General features: G+C 45.1%; 20 protein-coding genes. 19 read left to right on the plus strand and 1 reads right to left on the minus strand.

Going from position 1 to position 23393, the window contains the following annotated elements; genetic code table 11:
- Positions 1–226 precede the first annotated feature (226 nt).
- From lepB (LKD42_RS05025) to LKD42_RS05075, 11 genes are all read left to right on the plus strand, one after another.
- The gene (gene lepB, locus LKD42_RS05025; protein ID WP_226911807.1) at positions 227–793 is read left to right on the plus strand and encodes a signal peptidase I; all 567 of its coding nucleotides are present in this window, start codon (positions 227–229) and stop codon (positions 791–793) included.
- Between the two features lie 13 nt (positions 794–806).
- The gene (gene ylqF, locus LKD42_RS05030) at positions 807–1670 is read left to right on the plus strand and encodes a ribosome biogenesis GTPase YlqF (protein WP_248834992.1); all 864 of its coding nucleotides are present in this window, start codon (positions 807–809) and stop codon (positions 1668–1670) included.
- A gap of 23 nt (positions 1671–1693) precedes the next feature.
- Positions 1694–2209: a signal peptidase I gene (lepB, locus tag LKD42_RS05035; RefSeq protein WP_022119353.1), complete on the plus strand. Its 516-nt coding sequence runs from the start codon at positions 1694–1696 to the stop codon at positions 2207–2209.
- A 14-nt stretch (positions 2210–2223) separates the two neighbouring features.
- Positions 2224–2757 (plus strand): signal peptidase I, encoded by a 534-nt coding sequence (lepB, locus tag LKD42_RS05040; RefSeq protein WP_248834993.1) that lies wholly within the window; start codon positions 2224–2226, stop codon positions 2755–2757.
- A gap of 211 nt (positions 2758–2968) precedes the next feature.
- On the plus strand, positions 2969–3736 hold the full coding sequence (locus tag LKD42_RS05045) for a ribonuclease HII (protein ID WP_248834994.1): 768 nt from the start codon (positions 2969–2971) through the stop codon (positions 3734–3736).
- Between the two features lie 79 nt (positions 3737–3815).
- Positions 3816–4205 (plus strand): YraN family protein, encoded by a 390-nt coding sequence (locus tag LKD42_RS05050; RefSeq protein WP_147631680.1) that lies wholly within the window; start codon positions 3816–3818, stop codon positions 4203–4205.
- Between the two features lie 90 nt (positions 4206–4295).
- The gene (pgeF, locus tag LKD42_RS05055) at positions 4296–5126 is read left to right on the plus strand and encodes a peptidoglycan editing factor PgeF (protein ID WP_248834995.1); all 831 of its coding nucleotides are present in this window, start codon (positions 4296–4298) and stop codon (positions 5124–5126) included.
- A 4-nt stretch (positions 5127–5130) separates the two neighbouring features.
- Positions 5131–6105 (plus strand): TIM barrel protein, encoded by a 975-nt coding sequence (locus LKD42_RS05060; RefSeq protein WP_147631682.1) that lies wholly within the window; start codon positions 5131–5133, stop codon positions 6103–6105.
- A gap of 191 nt (positions 6106–6296) precedes the next feature.
- On the plus strand, positions 6297–6995 hold the full coding sequence (locus LKD42_RS05065; protein ID WP_173866489.1) for an ABC transporter ATP-binding protein: 699 nt from the start codon (positions 6297–6299) through the stop codon (positions 6993–6995).
- Positions 6996–7007: 12 nt separating this feature from the next.
- Complete coding sequence (locus tag LKD42_RS05070; RefSeq protein WP_248834996.1) at positions 7008–9338, plus strand: ABC transporter permease; 2331 nt, start codon at positions 7008–7010, stop codon at positions 9336–9338.
- 196 nt (positions 9339–9534) lie between these two features.
- Positions 9535–13809, plus strand: a complete 4275-nt coding sequence (locus LKD42_RS05075; protein WP_248834997.1) for a glycosyl hydrolase family 95 catalytic domain-containing protein — start codon at positions 9535–9537, stop codon at positions 13807–13809.
- A 136-nt stretch (positions 13810–13945) separates the two neighbouring features.
- Here the strand turns inward: LKD42_RS05075 and LKD42_RS05080 are convergent, their stop codons facing one another.
- A complete protein-coding gene (locus LKD42_RS05080; RefSeq protein ID WP_147631686.1) occupies positions 13946–15121 on the minus strand; it encodes a ribose-phosphate pyrophosphokinase in 1176 nt (391 codons plus the stop codon).
- 300 nt (positions 15122–15421) lie between these two features.
- On the opposite strand from LKD42_RS05080, the gene LKD42_RS05085 reads away from it, so the two are divergent.
- The 8 genes from LKD42_RS05085 (at position 15422) to LKD42_RS05120 (ending at position 23310) form a co-directional block, all read left to right on the plus strand.
- On the plus strand, positions 15422–16786 hold the full coding sequence (locus tag LKD42_RS05085; protein WP_248834998.1) for a DUF512 domain-containing protein: 1365 nt from the start codon (positions 15422–15424) through the stop codon (positions 16784–16786).
- Positions 16779–18107, plus strand: coding sequence for a ribosome biogenesis GTPase Der (der, locus tag LKD42_RS05090; protein ID WP_147631688.1), 1329 nt, complete (start codon positions 16779–16781; stop codon positions 18105–18107). The genes LKD42_RS05085 and der overlap by 8 nt, the downstream gene beginning before the upstream one ends.
- 3 nt (positions 18108–18110) lie before the next feature.
- Positions 18111–18761, plus strand: coding sequence for a glycerol-3-phosphate 1-O-acyltransferase PlsY (gene plsY / locus LKD42_RS05095; RefSeq protein WP_248834999.1), 651 nt, complete (start codon positions 18111–18113; stop codon positions 18759–18761).
- A gap of 36 nt (positions 18762–18797) precedes the next feature.
- Entirely contained in the window at positions 18798–19808 is a 1011-nt protein-coding gene (locus LKD42_RS05100; RefSeq protein WP_147631690.1) for an NAD(P)H-dependent glycerol-3-phosphate dehydrogenase, read from the plus strand.
- A gap of 140 nt (positions 19809–19948) precedes the next feature.
- Entirely contained in the window at positions 19949–21010 is a 1062-nt protein-coding gene (locus LKD42_RS05105; RefSeq protein ID WP_248835000.1) for an ABC transporter substrate-binding protein, read from the plus strand.
- Between the two features lie 104 nt (positions 21011–21114).
- Positions 21115–22038 carry an ABC transporter permease gene (locus LKD42_RS05110; RefSeq protein WP_248835001.1) on the plus strand — a complete coding sequence of 308 codons (924 nt, stop codon included), beginning with the start codon at positions 21115–21117 and terminating at the stop codon, positions 22036–22038.
- Positions 22031–22825: an ABC transporter ATP-binding protein gene (locus tag LKD42_RS05115; RefSeq protein ID WP_248835002.1), complete on the plus strand. Its 795-nt coding sequence runs from the start codon at positions 22031–22033 to the stop codon at positions 22823–22825. The genes LKD42_RS05110 and LKD42_RS05115 overlap by 8 nt, the downstream gene beginning before the upstream one ends.
- A 95-nt stretch (positions 22826–22920) precedes the next feature.
- Positions 22921–23310 carry a hypothetical protein gene (locus tag LKD42_RS05120; protein WP_248835003.1) on the plus strand — a complete coding sequence of 130 codons (390 nt, stop codon included), beginning with the start codon at positions 22921–22923 and terminating at the stop codon, positions 23308–23310.
- Positions 23311–23393 lie beyond the last annotated feature (83 nt).

Genomic DNA, 23393 nt, shown 5'->3' on the forward strand with positions numbered 1-23393 from the left:
CCGAATGATTCCGCAACAAGCACTGCTTGTTCGGGTCAGCCAGACAGACCAGGGACAAGTACTTAGGTAATTGTCCCTGTTTCTGTATAACCGACTGTGAATTTCAAAAGGCAAAAGGGGAGGATACATGAGCCGCACAGGAAGAAATCGCAGAGAAAGGGATCGAAGAAACAAAGATCGGATTTCACAGGAACAGGCAATACAGGAAAAACACAGCAGAAGGGAAATGAGGAAACAGAAAAAAGAACGGGAAAAGGTCAGAAAGAATCCGATCAAAGCCGGTCTTGGATGGCTGTTTCAGATCATTGTGGTGATCCTGTTTGCATATATTGCTGTTTTCTTTTTCGGTCAGTCCAGAACGAACATCGGACAGGCGATGAACAGTACTTTGTCCGGCGGAGATGTTGTTCTGTTAAATGAGCTGTCCTATCGCTTTTCAGGACCATCCAGGGAGGATGTAATCTCGTTTAAACTGAATGGAAGCGAGGACACGCATTCTTATATAAGACGTGTGATCGGACTGCCGGGTGAGACGATCCAGATCATCGATGGTATGATCTATATTAATGGAAGTGTCTACCTGGAGACGCAGGGATTTCCACAGATGGAAAATGCCGGAATGGCAGCACAGGAGATCACACTTGGTGAAGATGAATATTTTGTGCTTGGTGATAACCGCAATCAGAGTGAAGACAGCCGTTTTGCAGATATGGGAAATGTAAAGCTGGAAGATATTGAAGGGAAAGTCTGGGCTGTTTTATCTCCTTCGGATCACCGGGGACTTGTTAAGTAGAAAGGTAAAAAATATGAATTATCAGTGGTATCCTGGTCATATGACCAAGGCAAGGCGTATGATGCAGGAAGACATCAAACTGATCGATCTTGTCATCGAACTGCTGGATGCACGTGTACCGTTTTCCAGCCGCAATCCGGATATCGATAAGATGGGCAGGGACAAAGCCCGCCTGATCCTTCTGAACAAATCGGATCTTGCGGATGAAAAGAGCAATGAAGCGTGGGTTGCTTTTTTCGAAGCGAAAGGGTATTGCGTCAGAAAGATCAATTCCAGAAGTGGAGCAGGACTTAAATCCATCAATGCAGCCGTTCTGGAAGCATGCCATGAAAAGATCGAGCGAGACAAACGCAAAGGAATCAAGAACCGTCCGGTGCGGGCAATGGTTGTCGGGATTCCGAATGTCGGAAAATCTACGTTTATCAATGCCTATGCCGGAAAAGCATGTGCAAAGACCGGAAATAAGCCGGGTGTTACGAAGGGAAAACAGTGGATCCGCTTAAATAAGGGTCTGGAACTGCTGGATACACCGGGTATTCTCTGGCCGAAATTTGAAGACCAGAGTGTCGGTATGCGACTGGCAATGATCGGTTCCATCAAAGACGAGATCCTCAATACGGATGAGCTTGCACTCAATCTGATCCGTTTCCTGATGGAACATTATCCGGGGAGATTAACGGAACGTTATGGCTGCGAAGAAACCGCTCAGGAAGCACTCACAGTTTACGAGGAGATCGCAAGACGGCGTGGCTGCATCAAAAAAGGTCAGGAACTGGATTATACCAAGACAGGTATGCTTCTGCTGGATGATTTCCGAAGCGGAAAAATTGGCAGGATCACGCTGGAACTTCCGAAGGGAGAAACGGAAGAGCAGTAGACAGTATTTTGTGGGAGGAGAGTATGAAAAAGGGACTTATCGAGGTGCTGTTTTATATCGTACTGGTGTTTGGTGTCAGCTTTTTGCTGACAACTTATGTCGGTCAGCGTACGCGGGTAAATGGAGAGTCGATGTATCCGACGCTGCATGACGATGACAATCTGATCGTTGATAAGGTCAGTTATCGTTTCTCTGATCCCAGACGTTATGATATCATTGTTTTTCCGTATCGCTATAAGGATATGTATTTTATTAAACGGATCATTGGTCTGCCGGGTGAGACGGTGCAGATCTTGGACGGGTATGTGTACATAGACGGTAAAAAACTGGACGAACATTTCTGTGATGAAAAAATCCAGAACGCAGCACTTGCATCCGACCCGATCACACTTGGAGACGATGAATATTTTGTGCTCGGAGACAATCGCAATGCCAGTGAAGACAGTCGTTTTCCAGATGTCGGGAATGTCAGACGCAAAGAGATCATCGGGCGTGCCTGGGTACGCATCTGGCCATTTGAACGGGCGGGATCTTTGTAGAAAAGGAGTTTTTGATGAAAGCAAAAGAGATTATTAACTGGGTTGTATATTTTGTATGCCTGTTAGCAGTTGTATTCGTGATCAATACATTTGTTGTACAGAGGACCATGGTCAGCGGAGATTCTATGTATCCGTATCTGCACAACAAGGATCAGCTGATGATGGATAAATTATCTTATCGTATCCATGATCCGGAGAGGTTTGATATTGTAGTCTTTCCGGTTGTGCGTGACGGAAAAGAAGAGTACTATATCAAACGTGTGATCGGTCTGCCGGGAGAAACCGTACAGATCATAGATGGCTATGTTTACATCAACGGTGAAAAACTGGATGAAAATTACGGTGCAGAAGTGATGAATGATGCCGGACGTGCGGCAGAGCCGATCACGCTTGGCGATGATGAGTACTTCGTGCTGGGAGATAACCGCAACCGAAGCGATGACAGCCGCTATGAGAATGTCGAAAATCTCAAAAGAGAAAAGATTGTCGGTCGTGCCTGGGTGCGTATCTGGCCGCTTGATCGTATCTGCGTAGTCAGACACCGGTAGACGAAAAAAGAAAAATGCGTTAGAATAAGAAGTGCCACTTTGTGTGGCACTTTTTTAAATACGAACGAAATGATCAGTCGGACTTTTTAGACAGGATATGCGTTCATGAGCAAGTAGCGAAGCGGATTGTGAATGTCCGCTTTACCGCAGAGAAGCATTCCCCCACTAAAATATGATTACCGACTGTGGGTTGGAATAAAGGAGAAAATATATGAGCACAGACAGAAAAAGCATCGCACAGATCAAAAAAGAATTTGCAGAGGCAAAAGAAGGTTCCCTAGAAGAACTGTTTGCACAGTATGCTATGGATGAGAGAAGCGGTGTGAAGGCAGTTTTAAACAGTTACCGAAAAAAACAGGAAAAGCTGGCAAAAGAGCGGGTTCGCCTGGAAGAAATGAGAAGTTACGAACATCGGTACGAAAGATATGGCTATGTGTGTGGAATTGATGAGGCAGGACGCGGTCCGCTGGCAGGACCGGTTGTCGCCGGTGCCGTGATCTTGCCAGAAGACTGTGAGATCCTGTGGTTGAATGATTCCAAACAGCTTTCAGAAAAGAAGAGGGAAGCTCTGTACGATGAGATCATGGAAAAAGCACTGGCAGTGTCCGTTGGCATGGCATCACCGGCAAGGATCGATGAAATCAATATCCTGCAGGCAACTTATGAGGCGATGCGTGAGGCAATCGCCGGACTGAAGATCCGGCCGCAGGTTCTCTTAAATGATGCTGTGAAGATCCCACAGGTGGAGATTTCGCAGGTACCGATCATTAAAGGAGATGCAAAAAGCCTGTCGATCGCAGCGGCGAGTGTGATCGCAAAAGTGACCAGGGACCGCCTGATGAAAGATTATGACAAACTGATGCCGGAATATGGATTTGCGAAACACAAAGGCTATGGAAGTGCCGCACATATGGAGGCAATACGCAAATTCGGATCATCCCCGATCCACCGACAGAGCTTTATCAAAAACATCATATGAGTCGGGGGGAGAAACAGGTCAAAACTGTTTGAAAGTGCGAAACATGAAAAATCGCATATAACTCATAATACAAAAGAAAATGGGGGTATCAATGACAAGAGGGGGAAACACACGCAAAACTGGGGCAAGATATGAATTACTGGCAGCCGTCCATCTGGAAAAATGTGGTTATCATATCATAGAGAAAAATTATCGCTGCCGGATCGGGGAGATCGATCTGGTCGCCTGCGACGGGGCGTATCTGGTATTTGTGGAGGTCAAATACCGCAAAAACAACAAGAAGGGCGGTGCGGCAGCGGCCGTATCCACAGCAAAGCAGAAAACGATCAGCCGCGTGGCAGATTATTATATGAAAGTTCACGGGATCTGTGCAGACCAGAGTGTCCGGTTTGATGTCGTGGCATTTGACGGAGAAGAGATGGAACTGATCCGGGATGCGTTTGCCTATGCCGGAAATGTCCGGTTTTGATCGGTATTTAGCAGAGCAATTTGCAGGCATCTATTGGGGTCAAAAGAACTTTTGACACTGGCATTTTAGGAGTTTACAGGAGGAAGATAGATGGGTACTTTTGAAAAAAGAGAAAAAAACGGTGTGACATGGCTTTCCGCTACGCCGTTTGAAAAGATGGAAGGGATCGTGCAGGGATTTTCAACGCGGCTTGGCGGAGTGAGCACAGAGCATCTGTCGAGCATGAACCTGAGTTTTTCGCGTGGCGATCAGGAAGAAAATGTACGTGAAAATTTCAGAAGAATTGCAGATGCGATCGGTTTCACACCGGAAGATCTGGTCTTTTCAGATCAGACGCATACGACCAACATCCGTGTGGTGACAGAAGCAGACCGCGGCAAAGGATTTACAAAACCGCTGGATTATACGGATGTGGACGGACTGATCACAGACGTTCCGGGACTGGTGCTGGCAACGTTTTATGCAGACTGTGTGCCGCTGTATTTTGTAGATCTCATCAGAAAAGCAGTCGGGCTTTCACATTCCGGCTGGCGTGGAACGGTTCATAAGATCGGCAAGATAACGGTTCAGGCGATGGCGGATCAATATGGAAGCAGACCGGAAGATATCGTAGCAATAATCGGGCCATCGATCTGTCAGGACTGTTATGAAGTCAGCGAGGATGTCATTCTGGAATTTCAGAAATATTATCGTGAAGACTGTCAGAGCGAATTGTATTACCGGAAAGAAAACGGAAAGTATCAGCTGAATTTATGGAGGGCAAATGAGATTGTGATGGAGGAGGCCGGAATCTTGCCGGAAAACATCCATACGACCCAGTGGTGTACCTGCTGCAATCCGGAACTTTTGTATTCACACCGTGCCTCAAAAGGCAAACGTGGCAATCTGGCAGCATTTCTCGGACTGAAGAGGAGCGAATGATTTTATGAAACAGATGATCAACACAACGGATTATGCGTTTGATGTGGAACGCTATCGGGATGAGGCAGATGCTATTTCGTTTGCAGGAAATCTTGGTATGGATGGATTTGAACTGCTGCCGTGTGAGGGAGGAAGAGATGATTTCTTTACAGAACGATCCGTGGTTGGCGTACATCTGCGATATTTTGATTCCTGGCTGGATTTCTGGAATGGAAAACTGGAGATGTTGAGCAAAGAATACGGATCCTTTGAAAAAGTGAAAGAGATTTTCGGAGGACTCGATCGCAGCTGTATCCTGAAACGTTTTCGGGAAGACCTGGAGCGTGCCAGAAAGCTGAAAGCCCGCTATGTGGTCTTTCATGTAAGCGATGTCAGTGCCAGGGAGCTGTTTACCTATCAGTGCCGGCACACAGACGAAGAAGTGATCGATGCGGCGGCAGAACTGATCAATCTTTTGCTGGATGGAGAAAATTACACGTTTGATTTCCTCATGGAAAATCTCTGGTGGCCGGGTCTTACCATGACAAGGCCGGAGATGACGAAGCGTCTGCTCTCGCAGGTCCATTATCAAAAGAAAGGCATTATGCTGGATACCGGGCATCTGATGCACATGAATCTGGAACTGAAAACGCAGGATGAGGCGGTCGATTACATCCTGGAAAAAGTTGCAGAGCATGGAAATCTGGCTTCTTATATCAAAGGCATGCATTTAAATCAGAGCATCACGGGTGCGTATGTGAAAACGCTGATCACCAAAAAGGATGCCATGCCATCGGATTACGAAGCATGTTCCAAAGCCTGCTATGAACACGTCTTCCAGATCGACCAGCATCTGCCTTTTACCACACCGAAAGTTCAGAAACTGGTAGAAACCATAAAACCGGAATATCTGACACATGAGCTGATGTCCTACGGAAGAAGCGAGCATGAGATCAAGCTGGTGATGCAGCGTGCAGCTTTGAAGGGGAAAAATCTATAATAACCATTCAGGCTTTGCCCGTGACAGCTTTTTAAAACGAGAAAAATTATCAAATACAAATCAGAAAAAAGCGAGATAACTGTGCTATAATGACCATAAGTTAGTTGATTCTAACATCAAATATAAAGTGACTACCGCCTTTGCAGACAGTGAGCGACAAGTTACAGACTATTTTTTGGGAGAGGAAAAATATGTTTTTAGAGATCAAAGACTTGAAAAAATCATTTGGCACAGCAGAAAACAGGACGGAAGTGCTGAAAGGAATTGACTTTTCTGTTGAAAAAGGACAGATCTGTGTGCTGCTTGGACCATCCGGTTCCGGAAAATCTACGCTTCTGAATATTATCGGCGGGATTGACCAGGCGGACGAAGGGTATGTCTCCATCAATGGTGAGAAAACGGCGGATATGAAAGAAAAAAGACTGACGCAATACCGCCGCCGACATCTGGGATATGTATTTCAGATGTACAATCTGATACCAAATCTCAGTGTCAGAGAAAATATTGAAGTGGGGGCTTATTTAAGCGACAGACCGCTGGAACTGGATGAGCTTCTGAAAACACTTGGGCTGTATGAACATCGCAACAAGCTGCCGAACCAGCTTTCCGGCGGACAGCAGCAGAGGACGGCAATCGGGCGTGCAATCATCAAAAATCCGGACATTCTTCTGTGTGATGAGCCGACGGGTGCACTGGATTACAAGACTTCCAAAGAAATCCTCTGCCTGATTGAGCAGATCAACCAGAAATACGGCAACACGGTGATCATGGTAACGCACAATGATGCCATCAAAAATATGGCAGACCGTGTCGTAAAGCTCAGGGACGGACAGATCCGGAAAAATTATGTCAATGAAACCAAGATCGCAGCAGCTGATCTGGAATGGTAAGGCGGTGAGAATATGAAAAATCCATTGCTCAAACGTCTTCCAAGAGAACTGATCGGTGACATTGGAAAATACCTTGCAGTTTTTCTTTTTATGACAGCGACGATCGGATTTGTTTCCGGTTTCCTGGTGGCAGATGACAGTATGCTGGCAGCTTATCAGGAAAGCTTTGAGAAATATCACATCGAAGATGGAAACTTTACATTGGAGAAAAAGGCAACGGACAGTCAGATCAAAAGACTGGAAAAAGAAGGCGTTCAGATTTATGAAAATTACTATGTCGAAGAAGATGCGGATACTGATCTCGACGGGAAAAAGGACAGTACAGTCCGCGTTTACAAAAACCGCAGCCAGATCGATCTCGTATCCCTGATGAAAGGAGAGCTTCCCAAGAAGGAAGATGAGATTGCCATCGACCGTATGTATGCAGAAAATAACAAGATACAGATCAGTGACATCATAAAAGTCGGAAAAGAAGAAAAAACGGTGACAGGCTATGTGGCACTGTCTGATTACAGTGCACTGTTTTCCAATAATTCGGATATGATGTTTGATGCAGTTAAGTTCGGTGTTGCCATTGTTACAGATGAAGCCTTTGACAATCTGGAAGAAACGCACCTTAAATATCGTTATTCCTGGACATATGATGATCCGCCACAGGGAGAAAAAGCAGAGAAAGAACGTTCCGATGACTTTCTTGAGATACTGGCAGATTACACATCGGTGACAGGCTATATCCCACGCTATGCAAATCAGGCGATCCATTTCACCGGAGACGATATGGGCAGTGACCGTTCGATGATGGTCGTGCTTTTGTATATCCTGATTGCAATCATGGCCTTTGTTTTTGCGGTGACAACAAACAATACGATTGTCAAAGAGGCTGCGGTGATCGGAACCCTGCGGGCTTCCGGTTATACAAGAAAAGAACTTCTGGTACATTACATGACACTGCCGCTTCTGGTCACGGTTATAGCAGCGGTGATCGGAAATGTTCTGGGTTATACCATCTTTAAAAATATCTGTGCCGGTATGTATTATGGAAGTTACAGTCTTCCGACCTACGAAACGAGATGGAATATGGATGCATTCGTCCTGACGACCATTGTGCCGTTTGTGATCATGCTGCTGGTCAATCTGGTCCTGATCTCGAAAAGATTAAAACTCACTCCGCTGAAGTTTCTAAGAAGAGACTTAAGCACATCAAAAAAACAAAAAGCAGTGAAACTGCCGGATATTCGCTTTTTTGACCGGTTCCGTCTGCGTATCATCCTGCAGAACAAATCCAGTTACATCACGTTGTTTGTGGGAATCGTATTTGCCAATATTCTGCTGCTGTTCGGCATGATGATGGCACCGCTTCTGGATCATTACCAGGAACAGACCGTTGACAATATGATCGCAGATTATCAGTACATTCTGAACGTACCGGATGAGATTGATGAGGATGACACTTACACCCTGTATGGGGCACTGAGCCGCTTCCTGACTCCGTCACTGGAAACAGAAAACAAAAAGGCAGAAAAATTTTGCATGGAATCACTGGAAACCGTTCCGGGCAAACGGGACAGTGAGAGCGTCACCGTCTACGGAACACAGCAGGGAAGTCATTACATGAAGGCGGATTTTCCGGATGAGGGCGTGTATATTTCAGATGGATATGCGGAAAAATACAATATAAAAACAGGAGATACCATTTGGCTGAAAGAGACTTACGGGGATAAAACATACTCTTTTGCGGTAAAAGGAATCTATGTCTATCCGTCCGGACTTTCCGTGTTTATGTCAATGCCGCAGTTCTGCTGTGTGTTTGAGAAATCCGACACGTATTTTAATGGCTATTTCTCAAACGAAAAGATCACCGATATCGAAGAAGCGTACATTGCTTCCACGATCACACAGGACGACCTGACCAAGATTTCCAGACAGCTGGATGTCTCTATGGGAAATATGTTTCAGCTGATCAATATATTTGCGGTTGTTCTGTTTGCCCTTCTGATCTATCTTCTGACAAAACTGATCATTGAAAAGAATGAACATTCTATTTCCATGGTTAAGATTCTTGGCTATGAAAATGATGAGATCGTCCGCCTGTATCTGGTTTCCACAAGTTGGGTGGTTGCCGTTTCCGTATTGCTGAGTCTGTGGATCGCCACCTGGACGATCAAGGTGATCTATGTCTATATGATGGCGGAGTTTTCAGGCTGGCTTTCTCTGTATATTGAGCCTGCAATATACTGGAAGATGTTTCTGATGGGCATGGCAGTTTATGCATTGGTTGCTTTGCTACAGTTCTTTAGAATCAGCAAAATACCGATGGAAACGGCACTGAAAAATATCGAATAGAGAAAAGTAAATAAAATCTGCTAAAAAATACATTGCTATATAGTAAAAATAATGGTAAAATCTAAGTAATGTTTCAGCAGATGGGAAAAGATTGCACGTCATGCAGACATGGCGTGCATTTTTTTGATGAAACTTCTTCTGATTCAGCAAATGTTAAAAAAGAGAGTAACAATAAGAGAGGAGAAAAGCAAAAAGTATGAAAAAGAGAAAACTTTGGAAAGCCATGTCTGCGGCATTGTCAGCAGTTATGCTGGCTGCTTCCGTTCCTTCGGCAGCATTTGCAGCAGTGCCTGCCAGAACGGCGGATGTGCAGACAAAAGCAGCAGATGAAGACGAACTGAAGCTGTGGTATGACGAGAAAGCTCCGGACAGCTACGATGGATGGGAAAAATGGTCCCTTCCGCTTGGAAACAGCGGCATCGGTGCCAGCGTGTTTGGTGGCATTACCCAGGAGCGTATCCAGTTAAATGAAAAATCACTCTGGTCCGGCGGTCCGTCCGCTTCTAGAACGAACTACAATGGCGGAAATATCGAGACAACAAATGTAAACGGTGTACAGACCAAAATGAGTAAGGTAGTAAAGCAGATCCAGGAGGCATTTGCATCCGGCAACACCAGCACGGCAGAATCTCTCTGTGCAAAGCTGGTCGGCGTCAGTGATGATGCAGGTACGAATGGTTATGGTTATTACCTGAGCTATGGAAATATGTACCTGGATTTCAAAGGTATCACAGAAAGCTCTGTCAGCAACTACAAAAGAGCACTGGATCTTCACACAGCTGTTGCAAGCGTAGAGTATGATTACAATGGCACACACTATGTAAGAGAAAACTTCGTCAGCTATCCGGACAATGTGCTGGTGACAAAACTGACAGCAACCGGCGGAAGCGGCAAACTGAACTTCGATGTCAAGGTCAATCCGGACAACGAAAAGGGCGGCGGAAGCAACAACCCTGGAGCAAATTCTTATCAGAGAGACTGGAATACAAAAGTAAACGGCGGTGAGATCACGGTTGCCGGAACTCTGAAAGATAACCAGATGAAATTCAATTCCCAGACAAAAGTGATCGCAGACGGAACCACCACAGACGGAACCGATAAAGTAACGGTTGCAAATGCAACAAGCGTTACGATCATCACTTCCATTGCAACCGATTATAAAGATGAATATCCAAAATACCGTACCGGTGAAAGTGCAGAAGCACTGGATACCAGAGTCGGCGGGTATGTAGACGAGGCAGCAGCAAAAGATTACGATACACTGAAAGCGAATCATGTTAAAGATTATCAGAACATCTTCGAACGTGTAGATCTGGATCTTGGCCAGATTCCTTCTGACAAGACAACGGATGCACTGCTTTCAGCATACAAGGCAGGTACTGCAACGGAAGCAGAACGCCGCTATCTGGAAGTCATGCTGTTCCAGTATGGTCGTTATCTGACGATCGAATCTTCCCGTGAGACACCGGAAGATGATCCATACCGTGAGACACTTCCGTCCAACCTTCAGGGTATCTGGGTTGGTGCGAACAACTCCGCATGGCATGCTGACTACCACATGAACGTAAATCTTCAGATGAACTACTGGCCGACCTATGTCACCAATATGGCAGAATGTGCAGAGCCACTGATCAACTACATTGATGCACTGCGTGCACCTGGTCGTGTGACAGCGAAGATCTATGCAGGTGTTGAGAGCAAAGACGGCGAAGAGAACGGTTTCATGGCACATACACAGAACAACCCGTTTGGATGGACCTGTCCGGGATGGAATTTTGACTGGGGATGGTCACCGGCAGCGGTTCCGTGGATCCTGCAGAACTGCTGGGAATACTATGACTTTACCAGAAATGCCGATTATCTGAAAGAGAAAATCTATCCGATGATGAAAGAGGAAGCTACTCTGTATGATCAGATCCTGATCAAGGATGCAGACGGCAAACTGGTATCTTCCCCGAGTTATTCACCGGAGCATGGACCAAAGACAAGCGGTAATACATACGAGCAGACACTGGTATGGCAGCTTTATCAGGACACCATTGAAGCAGCAGGTATCGTTGGTGAGAGTGATACAAAGAAAGTAGATACATGGAAGAAAAATCAGAGCGATCTGAAAGGACCTATTGCGATCGGTGACAGCGGTCAGATCAAAGAATGGTATACCGAGACAACCGTAAACAGTCTCGGACAGGGCTACAACCACAGACATCTTTCTCATATGCTGGGACTGTTCCCGGGCGACCTGATTTCTGTAGATACACCAAAATGGCTGGCAGCAGCAAGAGTTTCCATGGAAAACCGTGTAGATAAATCAACCGGCTGGGGCATGGGCCAGCGAATCAATACCTGGGCAAGACTTGGCGATGGAAACCATGCGTACAAACTGATCACAGACCTGTTTGACGGCGGTATTCTTACCAACCTGTGGGATACGCACTCACCATACCAGATCGACGGTAACTTCGGAATGACTTCCGGTGTGGCTGAGATGCTGGTTCAGAGTAATATGGGTTACATCAATCTGCTTCCGGCACTTCCGGATGCATGGAGCGATGGTTCTGTAGAAGGTCTGGTAGCAAGAGGAAACTTCGAACTTTCCTATAACTGGAGCGACGGAAAACTGAACCAGGCACAGATCCTTTCCAACAAGGGCGGAGAATGCCAGGTACAGTATGATAATATTGCAAATGCTTCCATCACAGATTCCGATGGAAAAGTTGTAGAAGCAACAAAAGTAAACGGAAAAACAAACCGTGTTTCCTTTAATACAGAAGAAGGAAAAACTTATACGATTAAAGTTCCGGAATCTCCGAAGAATGTAAAAGCAAATTACTACGGAGAGAGCGGCACAAAAGTAAGCTGGGCTGCAGCAGAAGGTGCAACTTCTTACAATGTATACCGCAGCACAGACGGAACAACGTTTGAAAAGGTTGCCGAAAAGACAGAAAGAACTTCTTTTGTAGACAAAACAGCATTTACAGATGTTTCAGCAGTCAGCTATAAAGTAACAGCTGTTTACGGTGACAAAGAAAGCGGCGACTCCAAAGTGGCAGCAGTCAAAGACCTGACACAGTCAAGTGAAAAACTGGCACATGGAGGATGGAAGGCAACCGCAGGAAGTGAAGAAGGATCCGATCCAGATGGACCGGCTTCCTGGGCAATTGATGGAAACACCGGTACAATCTGGCACTCAAGATGGTCCAGTGGCGGAACACATCCGGATATCGCAAATGATCAGAATAATGAATTTACGATTGATTTTGGTCAGAATGTAACGATCAACAAATTTGAGTATGTACCTCGTTCATCCGGAACTTCTGTAAATGGTATTATTACAAAATACAAACTGTTATACAGTACTACAGAATCCGGAAATGATTTCAAAGAACTGACAAGCGGTGAGTGGGATGCAGACAAGACGGTTAAGACGGCAACGTTTGCACCGACCGAAATGCGAAGAATCCAGATCCGTGCACTGGCAACACTGGATGATACCGCAACCAAGAATCAGCACGTGACAGCAGCAGAATTTAATGCATACAAATACGTTGCAAATACACCGGTCATGACGGATACGGATGCACTCTGGGATGCAGTTCTGGCTGCACAGAAAAAAGACTTAAGTGTATATACCGATGCCAGTGTACAGGCTTACCAGGCAGCAATCACAGCAGCAAAGGCAAAACTTGCCCTGGAAGATGATGCAGCCCAGGAGGATGTAAACAAAGCACTTGCTGAACTGAAAGATGCAGAGAACAAGCTGGAGGCAAAACCAGACAAAGGTAATCTGAATACGGCGGTGGATGCAGCTGCTAAAACAGACCTGAACGGTTATACAAAAGAGAGTGTAGATGCATTTAAGAAAGCACTGGATGAAGCACAGAAAGTGCTGAAAGATGAAAACGCAACAAAAGAGCAGATTGAAAATGCCCTGGCAAAACTGGATGCGGCAAAGAAAGCTCTGAAAAAAGATACTACACCGGATACGGAAAAACCGACACCGACACCGGAAACAAAAGTACCGGCTGTTGGAGCTACAACTACTGTAAAAGGTGTAAAATATGCAGTAACCAAGTCCGCAGCAAAGGGCGGAACTGCACAGGCAGTCAAAGTGACCGGAAAAGGCAAGAAGATCACGATCGCAGCAACTGTGAAAATTGACGGTGTGACCTTTAAGGTAACTTCCATCAAAAAGAATGTAGCTAAGAAAAATAAGAATATGACAAGCGTTGTGATCGGTAAGAATGTAACTTCCATCGGAGCAAACAGCTTTGCAAACAGCAAAAAACTGGCAAATGTGACTTTCAAAGGAACAAAAGCAGTGAAAGTCGGAAGCAAGGCATTTAAAGGAACATCTGCGAAGATGAAAGTCGTTATACCGAAGAAAATGTCTAAAAAGACCCTGAATACTCTGAAGAGAAATCTGAAAAAAGCAGGTATCAGCAAAAAAACGGTTTATAAAAAGAAATAAATACTAAAAACTATAATGTGTAAAAGAGATGCAGCTTCAGCTGCATCTCTTTTGTCTTTTCTTTACGCTTATAATAAAAAAATTCCGCAGAACAGAAAAAGTTTCTGTTTTACGGAATCTTAAAAATCAGGCAAATTTACCGCTCATTTTTATATTTTTCCAGAAGCTTGTGAATCTTATCCGTTGGAGACTGTACACTGGAAATGGATACATTGTGGTTCAGGGCATCGATGATGGATGCCAGGAATTTGCTCATATCTGCTTCCTGATAATAAGGGCGGGTCAGCAGTTCCTGCGGACGATAATTCAGATTTGTAGTTACGACTTTGCTGATGTAGCCTTTTTCGTAATATTCATCGAATTTCGCCAGCCCGTCGGTGAAAAGACCAAACGTTGTGCAGACAAAAACACGACCTGCCTCACGCTCTTTTAACTGCTTGGCAACATCCAGCATACTTTCACCGGAAGAGATCATGTCATCAATAATGATCACATCTTTTCCTTTTACATCATCGCCGAGAAATTCATGGGCAACGATCGGGTTCTTTCCGTTGACAACGGTAGAGTAATCACGTCTCTTGTAGAACATACCCATGTCAACGCCGAGAATATTGGAAAAATAAACAGCACGTCCCATAGCTCCTTCATCCGGGCTGATGATCATCAGATGATCGTTATCGATCACAAAGTCCGGTACGGAATTTACCAGTGCTTTTAAGAACTGATAGGTAGGCATGAAAGAATCAAAACCATGCAGAGGAATGCTGTTGGATACACGAGGATCGTGTGCATCAAACGTCAGAATATTGCTGACACCCATGTCAACCAGTTCCTGGAGCATCAGAGCACAGTCAAGAGACTCTCTTTTGGAACGTTTATGCTGTCTTCCCTCGTATAAAAATGGCATGATGACATTGATACGTCTTGCCTTTCCGTCAGCAGCGGAAATGATACGTTTCAGATCCTGATAGTGATTGTCCGGAGACATATGATTTTCATAGCCATTTACACGATAAGTCAGGCTGTAGTTTGTAACATCTACCATAATAAAAAGGTCGCAGCCACGTACAGATTCTTTCAGAACGCCTTTTCCTTCGCCGCTTCCGAAACGTGGGCATTCACACTCCAGCAGATAAGAATCTGCACAGTAACCCTGCAGACTGTCAGCCTGTCCTACATTGGTCGGAGATTCGTGACGGAAGGATACCAGATAGTTGTTGACCTGATCTGCAAGAGTTCTGCATCCTTCCAGTGAAGCCAGTTTCAAAGGAGCAACAGGAATCGACTGAATGAGCGGTTCTAAGTTTGCCATATTTACCTCCTAATGCTGCAATTGCCGCATATCTTAAAATTTAACCCATGGATGCTTTGCATTTTGTGCATCCTTATCATGTTAGTTATAACATTTCGGAATTGGTGCGTCAAGAAAATTGTAGGATTTTGTAAAAACTATGTAAAGAAAAATTTCGCTTGCTTGTATTTGATGACTCTTGTATACTTGATAATATGCGGATGGTGTTTACAGGCATCATCCAAAGCTCAGACCATAAAAGTGGTTTGTATCTAGAAAGTGCAGAAAAGATACTTCTGACAGAGAGAAAAGGAAAAAAGTATGAGAAAAACAGGCAAACATATCGTATCAAAAGTACTGCCGGGAAGCATTGCGGAAGAACTGGAAATTGAACCGGGAGACGAACTGGTTTCTGTAAGCGGGAAAGAGATCGAAGATATTCTGGACTATCATTATCTGATGAATGATGAATATGTGGAACTTCTGATACGTAAACCGAACGGGGAAGAATGGGAGCTTGAGATAGAAAAAGAATATGAAGATGATATCGGGATTGAGTTTGAAAATGGTCTGATGGATAACTATCGTTCCTGCCATAACAAATGTATTTTCTGCTTTATTGATCAGATGCCAAAAGGTATGCGTGATACACTTTATTTTAAAGATGATGATTCCAGACTTTCTTTTTTGCAGGGAAATTATGTCACACTGACAAACATGTCGGATCATGACATTGATCGCATTGTATATTATCATATGGAACCAATGAATATTTCGTTTCAGACGATGAACCCGGATCTTCGATGCAAAATGCTGCACAATCGATTTGCCGGGGAGGCTCTGAAAAAAGTGGACCGTTTCTATGAGGCGGGAATTCATATGAACGGCCAGATCGTTCTGTGCAAAGGCGTTAATGATGGAGCAGAGCTGGATTTCAGCATACGTGAGCTGATAAAATACCTTCCGTACCTGCAAAGTGTTTCTGTCGTTCCGGTTGGGCTGTCAAAGTATCGGGACGGGCTTTTTCCGCTGGAACCTTTTGAGAAAGAAGATGCAAAGAAAGTACTGGATCTGATCCATGGATGGCAGAAGAAGGCTTATCAGGAATACGGCATCCATTTTGTCCATGCATCGGATGAATGGTATATTTTGGCCGAACAGCCGTTTCCACCGGCCGAACAGTATGATGGCTATCTTCAGCTGGAGAATGGCGTCGGCATGATGCGGCTGCTTCTTGATGAAGTAAAAGAAGAGATAGAAAACCGGACAGGCGACGACCGGAAACATACCGTTTCCCTTGCAACCGGACTGCTGGCAGCACCTGTCATACAGCAGATTGCAGATCAGCTCTGCGAAAAATATCCGAACGTAACCATCCACATCTATCCGATCGTCAACGAATTTTTCGGTGAAAAGATCACGGTCTCCGGACTTCTGACCGGACAGGATCTGAAAAAACAGCTTACCGGCAAAGAACTTGGAAAGCAGCTGCTGCTTCCGTGCAATATTCTCCGTACCGGATACGATGTTTTTCTGGATGATGTGACGGTGGGGGAACTGGAAAAATCTTTACAAGTGAACATTAATATTGTAAAATCAAGCGGTCGGGCACTGATCGAGGCCCTTTTATTGGAAACAGAGACAATCGAACATTCCTATACAGATGAGGTGAATAAATATGAGTAAACCAATCGTAGCTATTGTGGGGCGGCCAAACGTAGGAAAATCCACACTCTTTAATATTCTTGCCGGAGAAAATATTTCTATCGTCAAGGATACACCGGGCGTGACACGTGACCGTATTTATGCGGACGTAGAGTGGCTTGGCAAAAATTTTACCATGATCGATACCGGCGGTATCGAGCCGGACAGCAGCGATATCATTCTGTCACAGATGCGTGAACAGGCACAGATTGCGATCGATACCGCAGATGTGATCATTTTTATGACGGATGTAAGGCAGGGACTCGTAGATGCAGATGCACGTGTCGCAGATATGCTCCGCCGTGCGAAAAAGCCGGTGATCCTTGTCGTAAATAAAGTGGACAGTTTCCAGAAATTTATGGCAGATACTTATGAGTTTTACAATCTCGGTATCGGAGATCCGATCCCGATCTCGGCATCTTCCAAACTGGGGATCGGCGATATGCTTGATGAAGTGATCCGCCATTTCCCGGAACATGATACCGAGGAGGAAGAAGATGACAGACCGCGTATCGCCGTTGTCGGCAAGCCAAATGTCGGCAAGTCTTCAATCATAAACAGACTGCTGGGGGAGAATCGCTGTATCGTATCCGATATTGCCGGAACGACACGTGATGCGATCGATACGGCTGTTACCTGGAACGGCAAAGAATATGTCTTTATCGACACTGCAGGACTGCGAAGAAAAAGCAAGATCAAAGAAGAACTGGAACGCTACAGCATCATCCGCACGGTCACAGCTGTGGAACGTGCCGATGTTGTTGTCATGGTGATCGATGCTGTAGAGGGGATCACAGAGCAGGATGCCAAGATTGCCGGTATTGCCCATGACAGAGGCAAGGGCATTGTGATCGTAGTCAATAAATGGGATGCAATCGAGAAAAATGATAAAACAATTTATAAATATACGAACGAAGTAAGAAATACACTTTCTTATATGCCATATGCGGAAATTATGTTTGTCTCCGCACTGACCGGACAGAGACTGGTAAAACTGTTTGACATGGTCGATACGATCATTGAAAATCAGACCATGCGTGTACAGACCGGTGTGCTCAACGAGATCATGACAGAGGCAGTGGCCATGCAGCAGCCGCCTTCAGATAAAGGCAAACGTCTGCGTCTGTATTACATTACACAGGTAGCGGTAAAACCACCTACATTCGTGATTTTTGTCAATGACAAAGAACTGATGCATTTTTCTTATACAAGATATCTGGAAAACAAGATCAGGGAAGCATTCGGGTTCCGCGGAACTCCGCTGAAATTTATTATCAGAGAACGTGGAGAAAAGGAGAAATAAAATATGATACGTCTGTTATGCCTTGCAATCGGATATCTGTTCGGATTGTTCCAGACAAGCTATATTTTAGGAAGAGTACATGGGATCGATATCCGGGAATACGGAAGCCACAATGCCGGTACAACCAATATGCTGCGTACCATGGGACTCAAAGCAGGTCTTCTGACTTTTGCCGGGGATTGTAGCAAGTGTATTCTGGCCGTGGTGCTGGTGAGAGTCATATTTGGAAAAACACATGCGGATATTCTGCCATTGCTTGAGTTTTATGCGGCGGCAGGGACAATCCTGGGACATAATTATCCGTTTTATCTTGGATTTCGTGGCGGCAAAGGGATTGCAGCCACAGCCGGTCTTGTCCTGTCAGTGAACTGGATCATGGCGATCTGCGGCATCATCACTTTTTTTACTACTTTTTTTATGACACACTACGTTTCTCTTGGCTCACTCCTTGTCTACGTCGGAATTGTGATCGAAGTGATCATACTTGGACAGAACGGCTTTTTCCATATGACACAGCCGCACCTGTATGAACTGTATGCAGTTGCTATTTTTCTTGCTGTGCTGGCATTCTGGAAACATCGTGAAAATATCAAGAGACTGTTATCCGGAACAGAGCGTAAAACATATCTTTCATCAAAAAATAAAAAGAAATAAAAAGAAAAGCAAAATAAAAACAGAGGGGGTTTTCTTATGGCAAAAATTGGTATTATCGGAGCCGGAACATGGGGGACAGCACTTGCAGTGTTGCTGAACAACAATGGTCATGAAGTGACGATCTGGTCTATTATCCCGGAAGAAGTAGAAATGCTCCGCACAAAAAGACAGCATGAGAAAAAACTGCCGGGTGTTATTTTGGCACCGAATATTGATGTCACCGGTGATCTTGAAGATGCCATGACAGACAAAGATATTCTGGTCTTGGCGGTTCCTTCCCCATTCACAAGAAGCACGGCACACAGTATGCGTGCTTTCTGCAAAGAAGGACAGAAGATCGTGGATGTGGCAAAAGGGGTCGAAGAAAAGACATTGATGACATTGTCTCAGATCATTGAAGAAGAGATTCCGCAGGCAGACGTGGCAGTGCTTTCCGGCCCGAGCCATGCAGAAGAAGTTGGAAAATGTATTCCGACAACCTGCGTTGTGGGGGCTCACAGCAGAGAAACGGCAGAATATCTGCAGAATATTTTCATGAGCAAGGTCTTCCGTGTATACACAACACCGGATATGCTTGGTATGGAACTGGGCGGTGCATTGAAAAATGTGATCGCACTGGCTGCCGGTATGGCAGACGGACTGGGATACGGTGACAACACGAAAGCGGCACTGATTACCAGAGGAATTGCTGAGATCGCACGCCTGGGGATCAAGATGGGCGGTATACCGGAAACCTTTTACGGACTGACCGGTATCGGTGACCTGATCGTGACCTGTGCAAGCGTCCACAGCCGCAACCGCAAAGCCGGATATCTGATCGGACAGGGCAAAAGCATGCAGGAAGCAATGGATGAAGTCGGCATGATCGTAGAAGGAGTTTATTCTGCAAAAGCAGCGATCCGCCTTGCACAGAAATATCAGGTAGAACTTCCAATCATCGAGCAGGTAAACAAGATCCTGTTTGAGGACAAAAAGGCGGCTGATGCCTTAAATGATCTGATGCTGCGTGACCCGAAGACAGAATCGGATGCCGGAGCCTGGAAGTAAAAGAAAAACATTGACGAAGAGCTCTCCTGGGTGTATAGTATTATTCATAAGCAAACACTTTATCAGGTGAAAGCGTGAAAGCATAAAAGCGTTAAACCGGTAAAATGTTAAAAAATGAACAGAAACAGGAGAGGAAAAATATGAAAAAAACACTGGCATTTTTATTATCACTGGGATTGACTGTCTCCATGCTCGCAGGATGCGGAAGCAAGACAAACGAGACAACTGCGGCAACCGATGCACAGACAGAATCTGCTGCCGGTACAGAAAAGAGTACAGCAGACGATGACGCAGCAGCAACTACGACATCCGACAAAACATATAAGATCGGCGTTCTTCAGTATGTGCAGCACGATGCACTGGATGCTTCCAACGAAGGATTTTTCGCAGCACTGGATGACCTGGGGATAAAATATGACGCCGATCAGCAGAATGCTGCAGGTGAGGCTTCTTCCTGTCAGACAATTTCTGAGACTCTTGTAAATGACGGAGATGATCTGATCTTTACAATCGCAACACCGGCAGCACAGTCTGTAGCAGGTGCTACCTCAGATATTCCGATCCTGCTGACAGCCGTAACAGATCCGGCAGAATCCGGTCTGGTAGAGTCAAACGATGCACCGGGCGGAAATGTAACTGGTACTTCTGATATGACTCCGGTAAAGGAGCAGATCGATCTTCTGAAAAAACTGATCCCGGATGCAAAGACAGTCGGAGTCCTGTATTGTTCGGCAGAATCGAATTCTGTACTGCAGGCAGATATGGCAAAAGAAGCATGCAAGGCGGCAGGACTGGAAGCAGCAGATTATACCGTCTCAAGCTCAAATGAAATCCAGACGGTTGTAGAATCTATGATCGGAAAAGTAGATGTTATTTATGCACCGACTGATAACATGATTGCAGCGGGTATGGCAACCGTGGCAATGATCGCAAACGAAAATAAAATCCCGATTATCTGCGGCGAAGAAGGCATGGTAAAAGAGGGTGGACTGGCAACTTATGGAATTAATTACTATGAGCTTGGTTATAAAACAGGTGAGATGGCCGCAAAAATCCTGACAGAAGGTGCTGATCCGGCTTCTATGCCGATTGAATATCTTTCCACAGAAGAATGTTCCCTGCTGATCAACAAAGAGACTGCGGATACACTTGGCATTGATGTCTCTTCTTATGATGCAGATTCACTTTATACCGAAGAATAAGACAGAATCTTTACAAAAGCATCTCAGATTCAGACAAATAAATAACAATAAAAAAGACAAGGGAGGCAAAGGCTTCCCTTATCTTGGTGAATATGGAGGACAGTATGAGTGGTGTAGCACTTGCAATGCTTGGAGCAGTGTCTCAGGGTGTGCTCTGGGGCCTGATGGTTCTTGGCGTTTATATAACTTATAAAATATTGGATATTGCCGATCTGACCGTGGACGGCAGTTTTGCACTTGGCGGATGTGTTTGTGCGGCGATGATCGCAAACAAAGGCATGAATCCGATTCTGGCAATTCTTATCGCACTGTTTGCAGGACTTGCAGCCGGTGCAGTGACTGGATTTTTACATACCGTATTTGATATACCGGCGATCCTTTCCGGTATCCTGACACAGATTGCACTGTGGTCGATCAACCTGCGTATTATGGGCGGAAAATCCAATGTTCCGCTTCTAAAAGCACAGACTATTTTTTCAGAAGTTGTAAAAGCTACCGGACTGACACAGTCTCAGGTTTCTCTGATCGTCGGACTGATCATAGCGGCACTGATGATCGTTTTCCTCTACTGGCTGTTTGGAACGGAGATCGGTGCGGCACTGCGTGCGACCGGCAACAATGAAGCAATGATCCGTGCTCTCGGCGTTGATACCAGAAAAACAAAAATGATCGCACTGATGCTCAGTAACGGTCTGGTGGCCGTATCCGGGGCACTGGTATGTCAGAGTCAGAAGTTCGGTGACATCAATATGGGAACCGGTGCCATCGTAATCGGTCTGGCTTCCATTGTGATCGGTGAAGTACTTCTTGGAAGACTGCGTTCTTTCGGAAGCCGTCTGATATCCGCAGTTGTCGGATCTGTGGTGTATTTCCTGATCCGTGCGATCGTACTCCAGCTTGGTATGGATGCAAACGATATGAAACTCCTTTCTGCCGTGATCGTTGCACTTGCACTTTGCGTTCCGGTTGCCATCAACAAATGGAAGATCAGAAGTGCCTATAAGGAAGGAGGAAGTGACAATGCTTGAACTTCATAACGTAAAAAAGACCTTTAATAAAGGAACGATCAACGAGAAAAAAGCCCTGCAGGGGCTGGAGCTGACACTTCAGTCAGAGGATTTTGTGACGATCATCGGCGGCAACGGTGCCGGAAAATCAACGATGCTGAATATGATCGCAGGCGTATATCCGATTGATGAAGGGAAGATCATTCTGGATGGAACCGATATCTCAAGAAAACCGGAATATGCCAGGGCAAAATATCTGGGAAGAGTATTTCAAGATCCGATGAAGGGAACAGCAGCAGGTATGGAAATCCAGGAAAATCTGGCACTTGCATATCGCCGCGGCAGAAAACGTGGATTGAAATGGGCGATCGGAAAAGATGAGCAGGTATTTTATAAAGAACAGTTAAAAGCCCTGGATCTTGGGCTGGAAGACCGTATGACAAGCAAAGTCGGTCTGCTTTCCGGCGGTCAGCGTCAGGCACTGACACTTCTGATGGCTTCTCTTCAGAAACCGCAGCTGCTTCTGCTGGATGAGCATACCGCAGCACTGGATCCGAAAACGGCTGCAAAAGTACTGGCACTTACCGAAAAGATCATTGCGGAGCATCATCTGACAGCCATGATGGTAACACATAACATGAAAGATGCGATCCGTCTCGGAAACCGTCTGATCATGATGCATGAAGGCCGGATAATATATGATGTGGCCGGAGAAGAAAAGAAAAACCTTCAGGTCAGCGATCTGCTTGCCAAGTTTGAACAGGCAAGCGGCGGAGAATTTGCAAATGACAGAATGATGCTTGCGTAAGAAAAACGCAAAAAGCTTGCTGATTTCACGATAATGTCTTATCATGGAATCAACAGGCTTTTTCTTTTTGCCTGAGTGGAAACGGAGGGATGCAGATGCAGTGCAAACGTTGTAAAACTTTTTTCAAATATGATAAATACGATGGGATCTGTCCGCAGTGTGCTTATTTCAACAGACCGCCCGGAATGGAAGAAGTAGATCTTTTTGAAGATGATAAACGGTTTCAGGCGGAAAACTATGTGCTTCCGCAGATGGAAGGAATCCACATGGAACTGCATAAAAAATACGACAGTGATAAAAAGCCGCATAAAAAGAAAAAAACGGCAAAAAATAATGCCGGACACTTTTCAGATTATCTGGAAAGAAAAGCAAAGGAAAATATGGAAACAAAAAAAGATGCTGCAAACAGCAGAGTACGTATCATTATTTGCCTGATTGTGGCGATTATAGCTATATTATTTCAGATTTTTGAAAATATGATGTAAATTTTAGAAGAGGATATACTTTCGTCGATATCCCTGATATTATTAAAAAAAATACATCATCTCTTGTTGAGAATTCATAAACG

The sequence above is a fragment of the Hominisplanchenecus faecis genome (assembly GCF_020687205.1).
Classification (GTDB): Bacteria; Bacillota; Clostridia; order Lachnospirales; family Lachnospiraceae; genus Hominisplanchenecus; species Hominisplanchenecus faecis.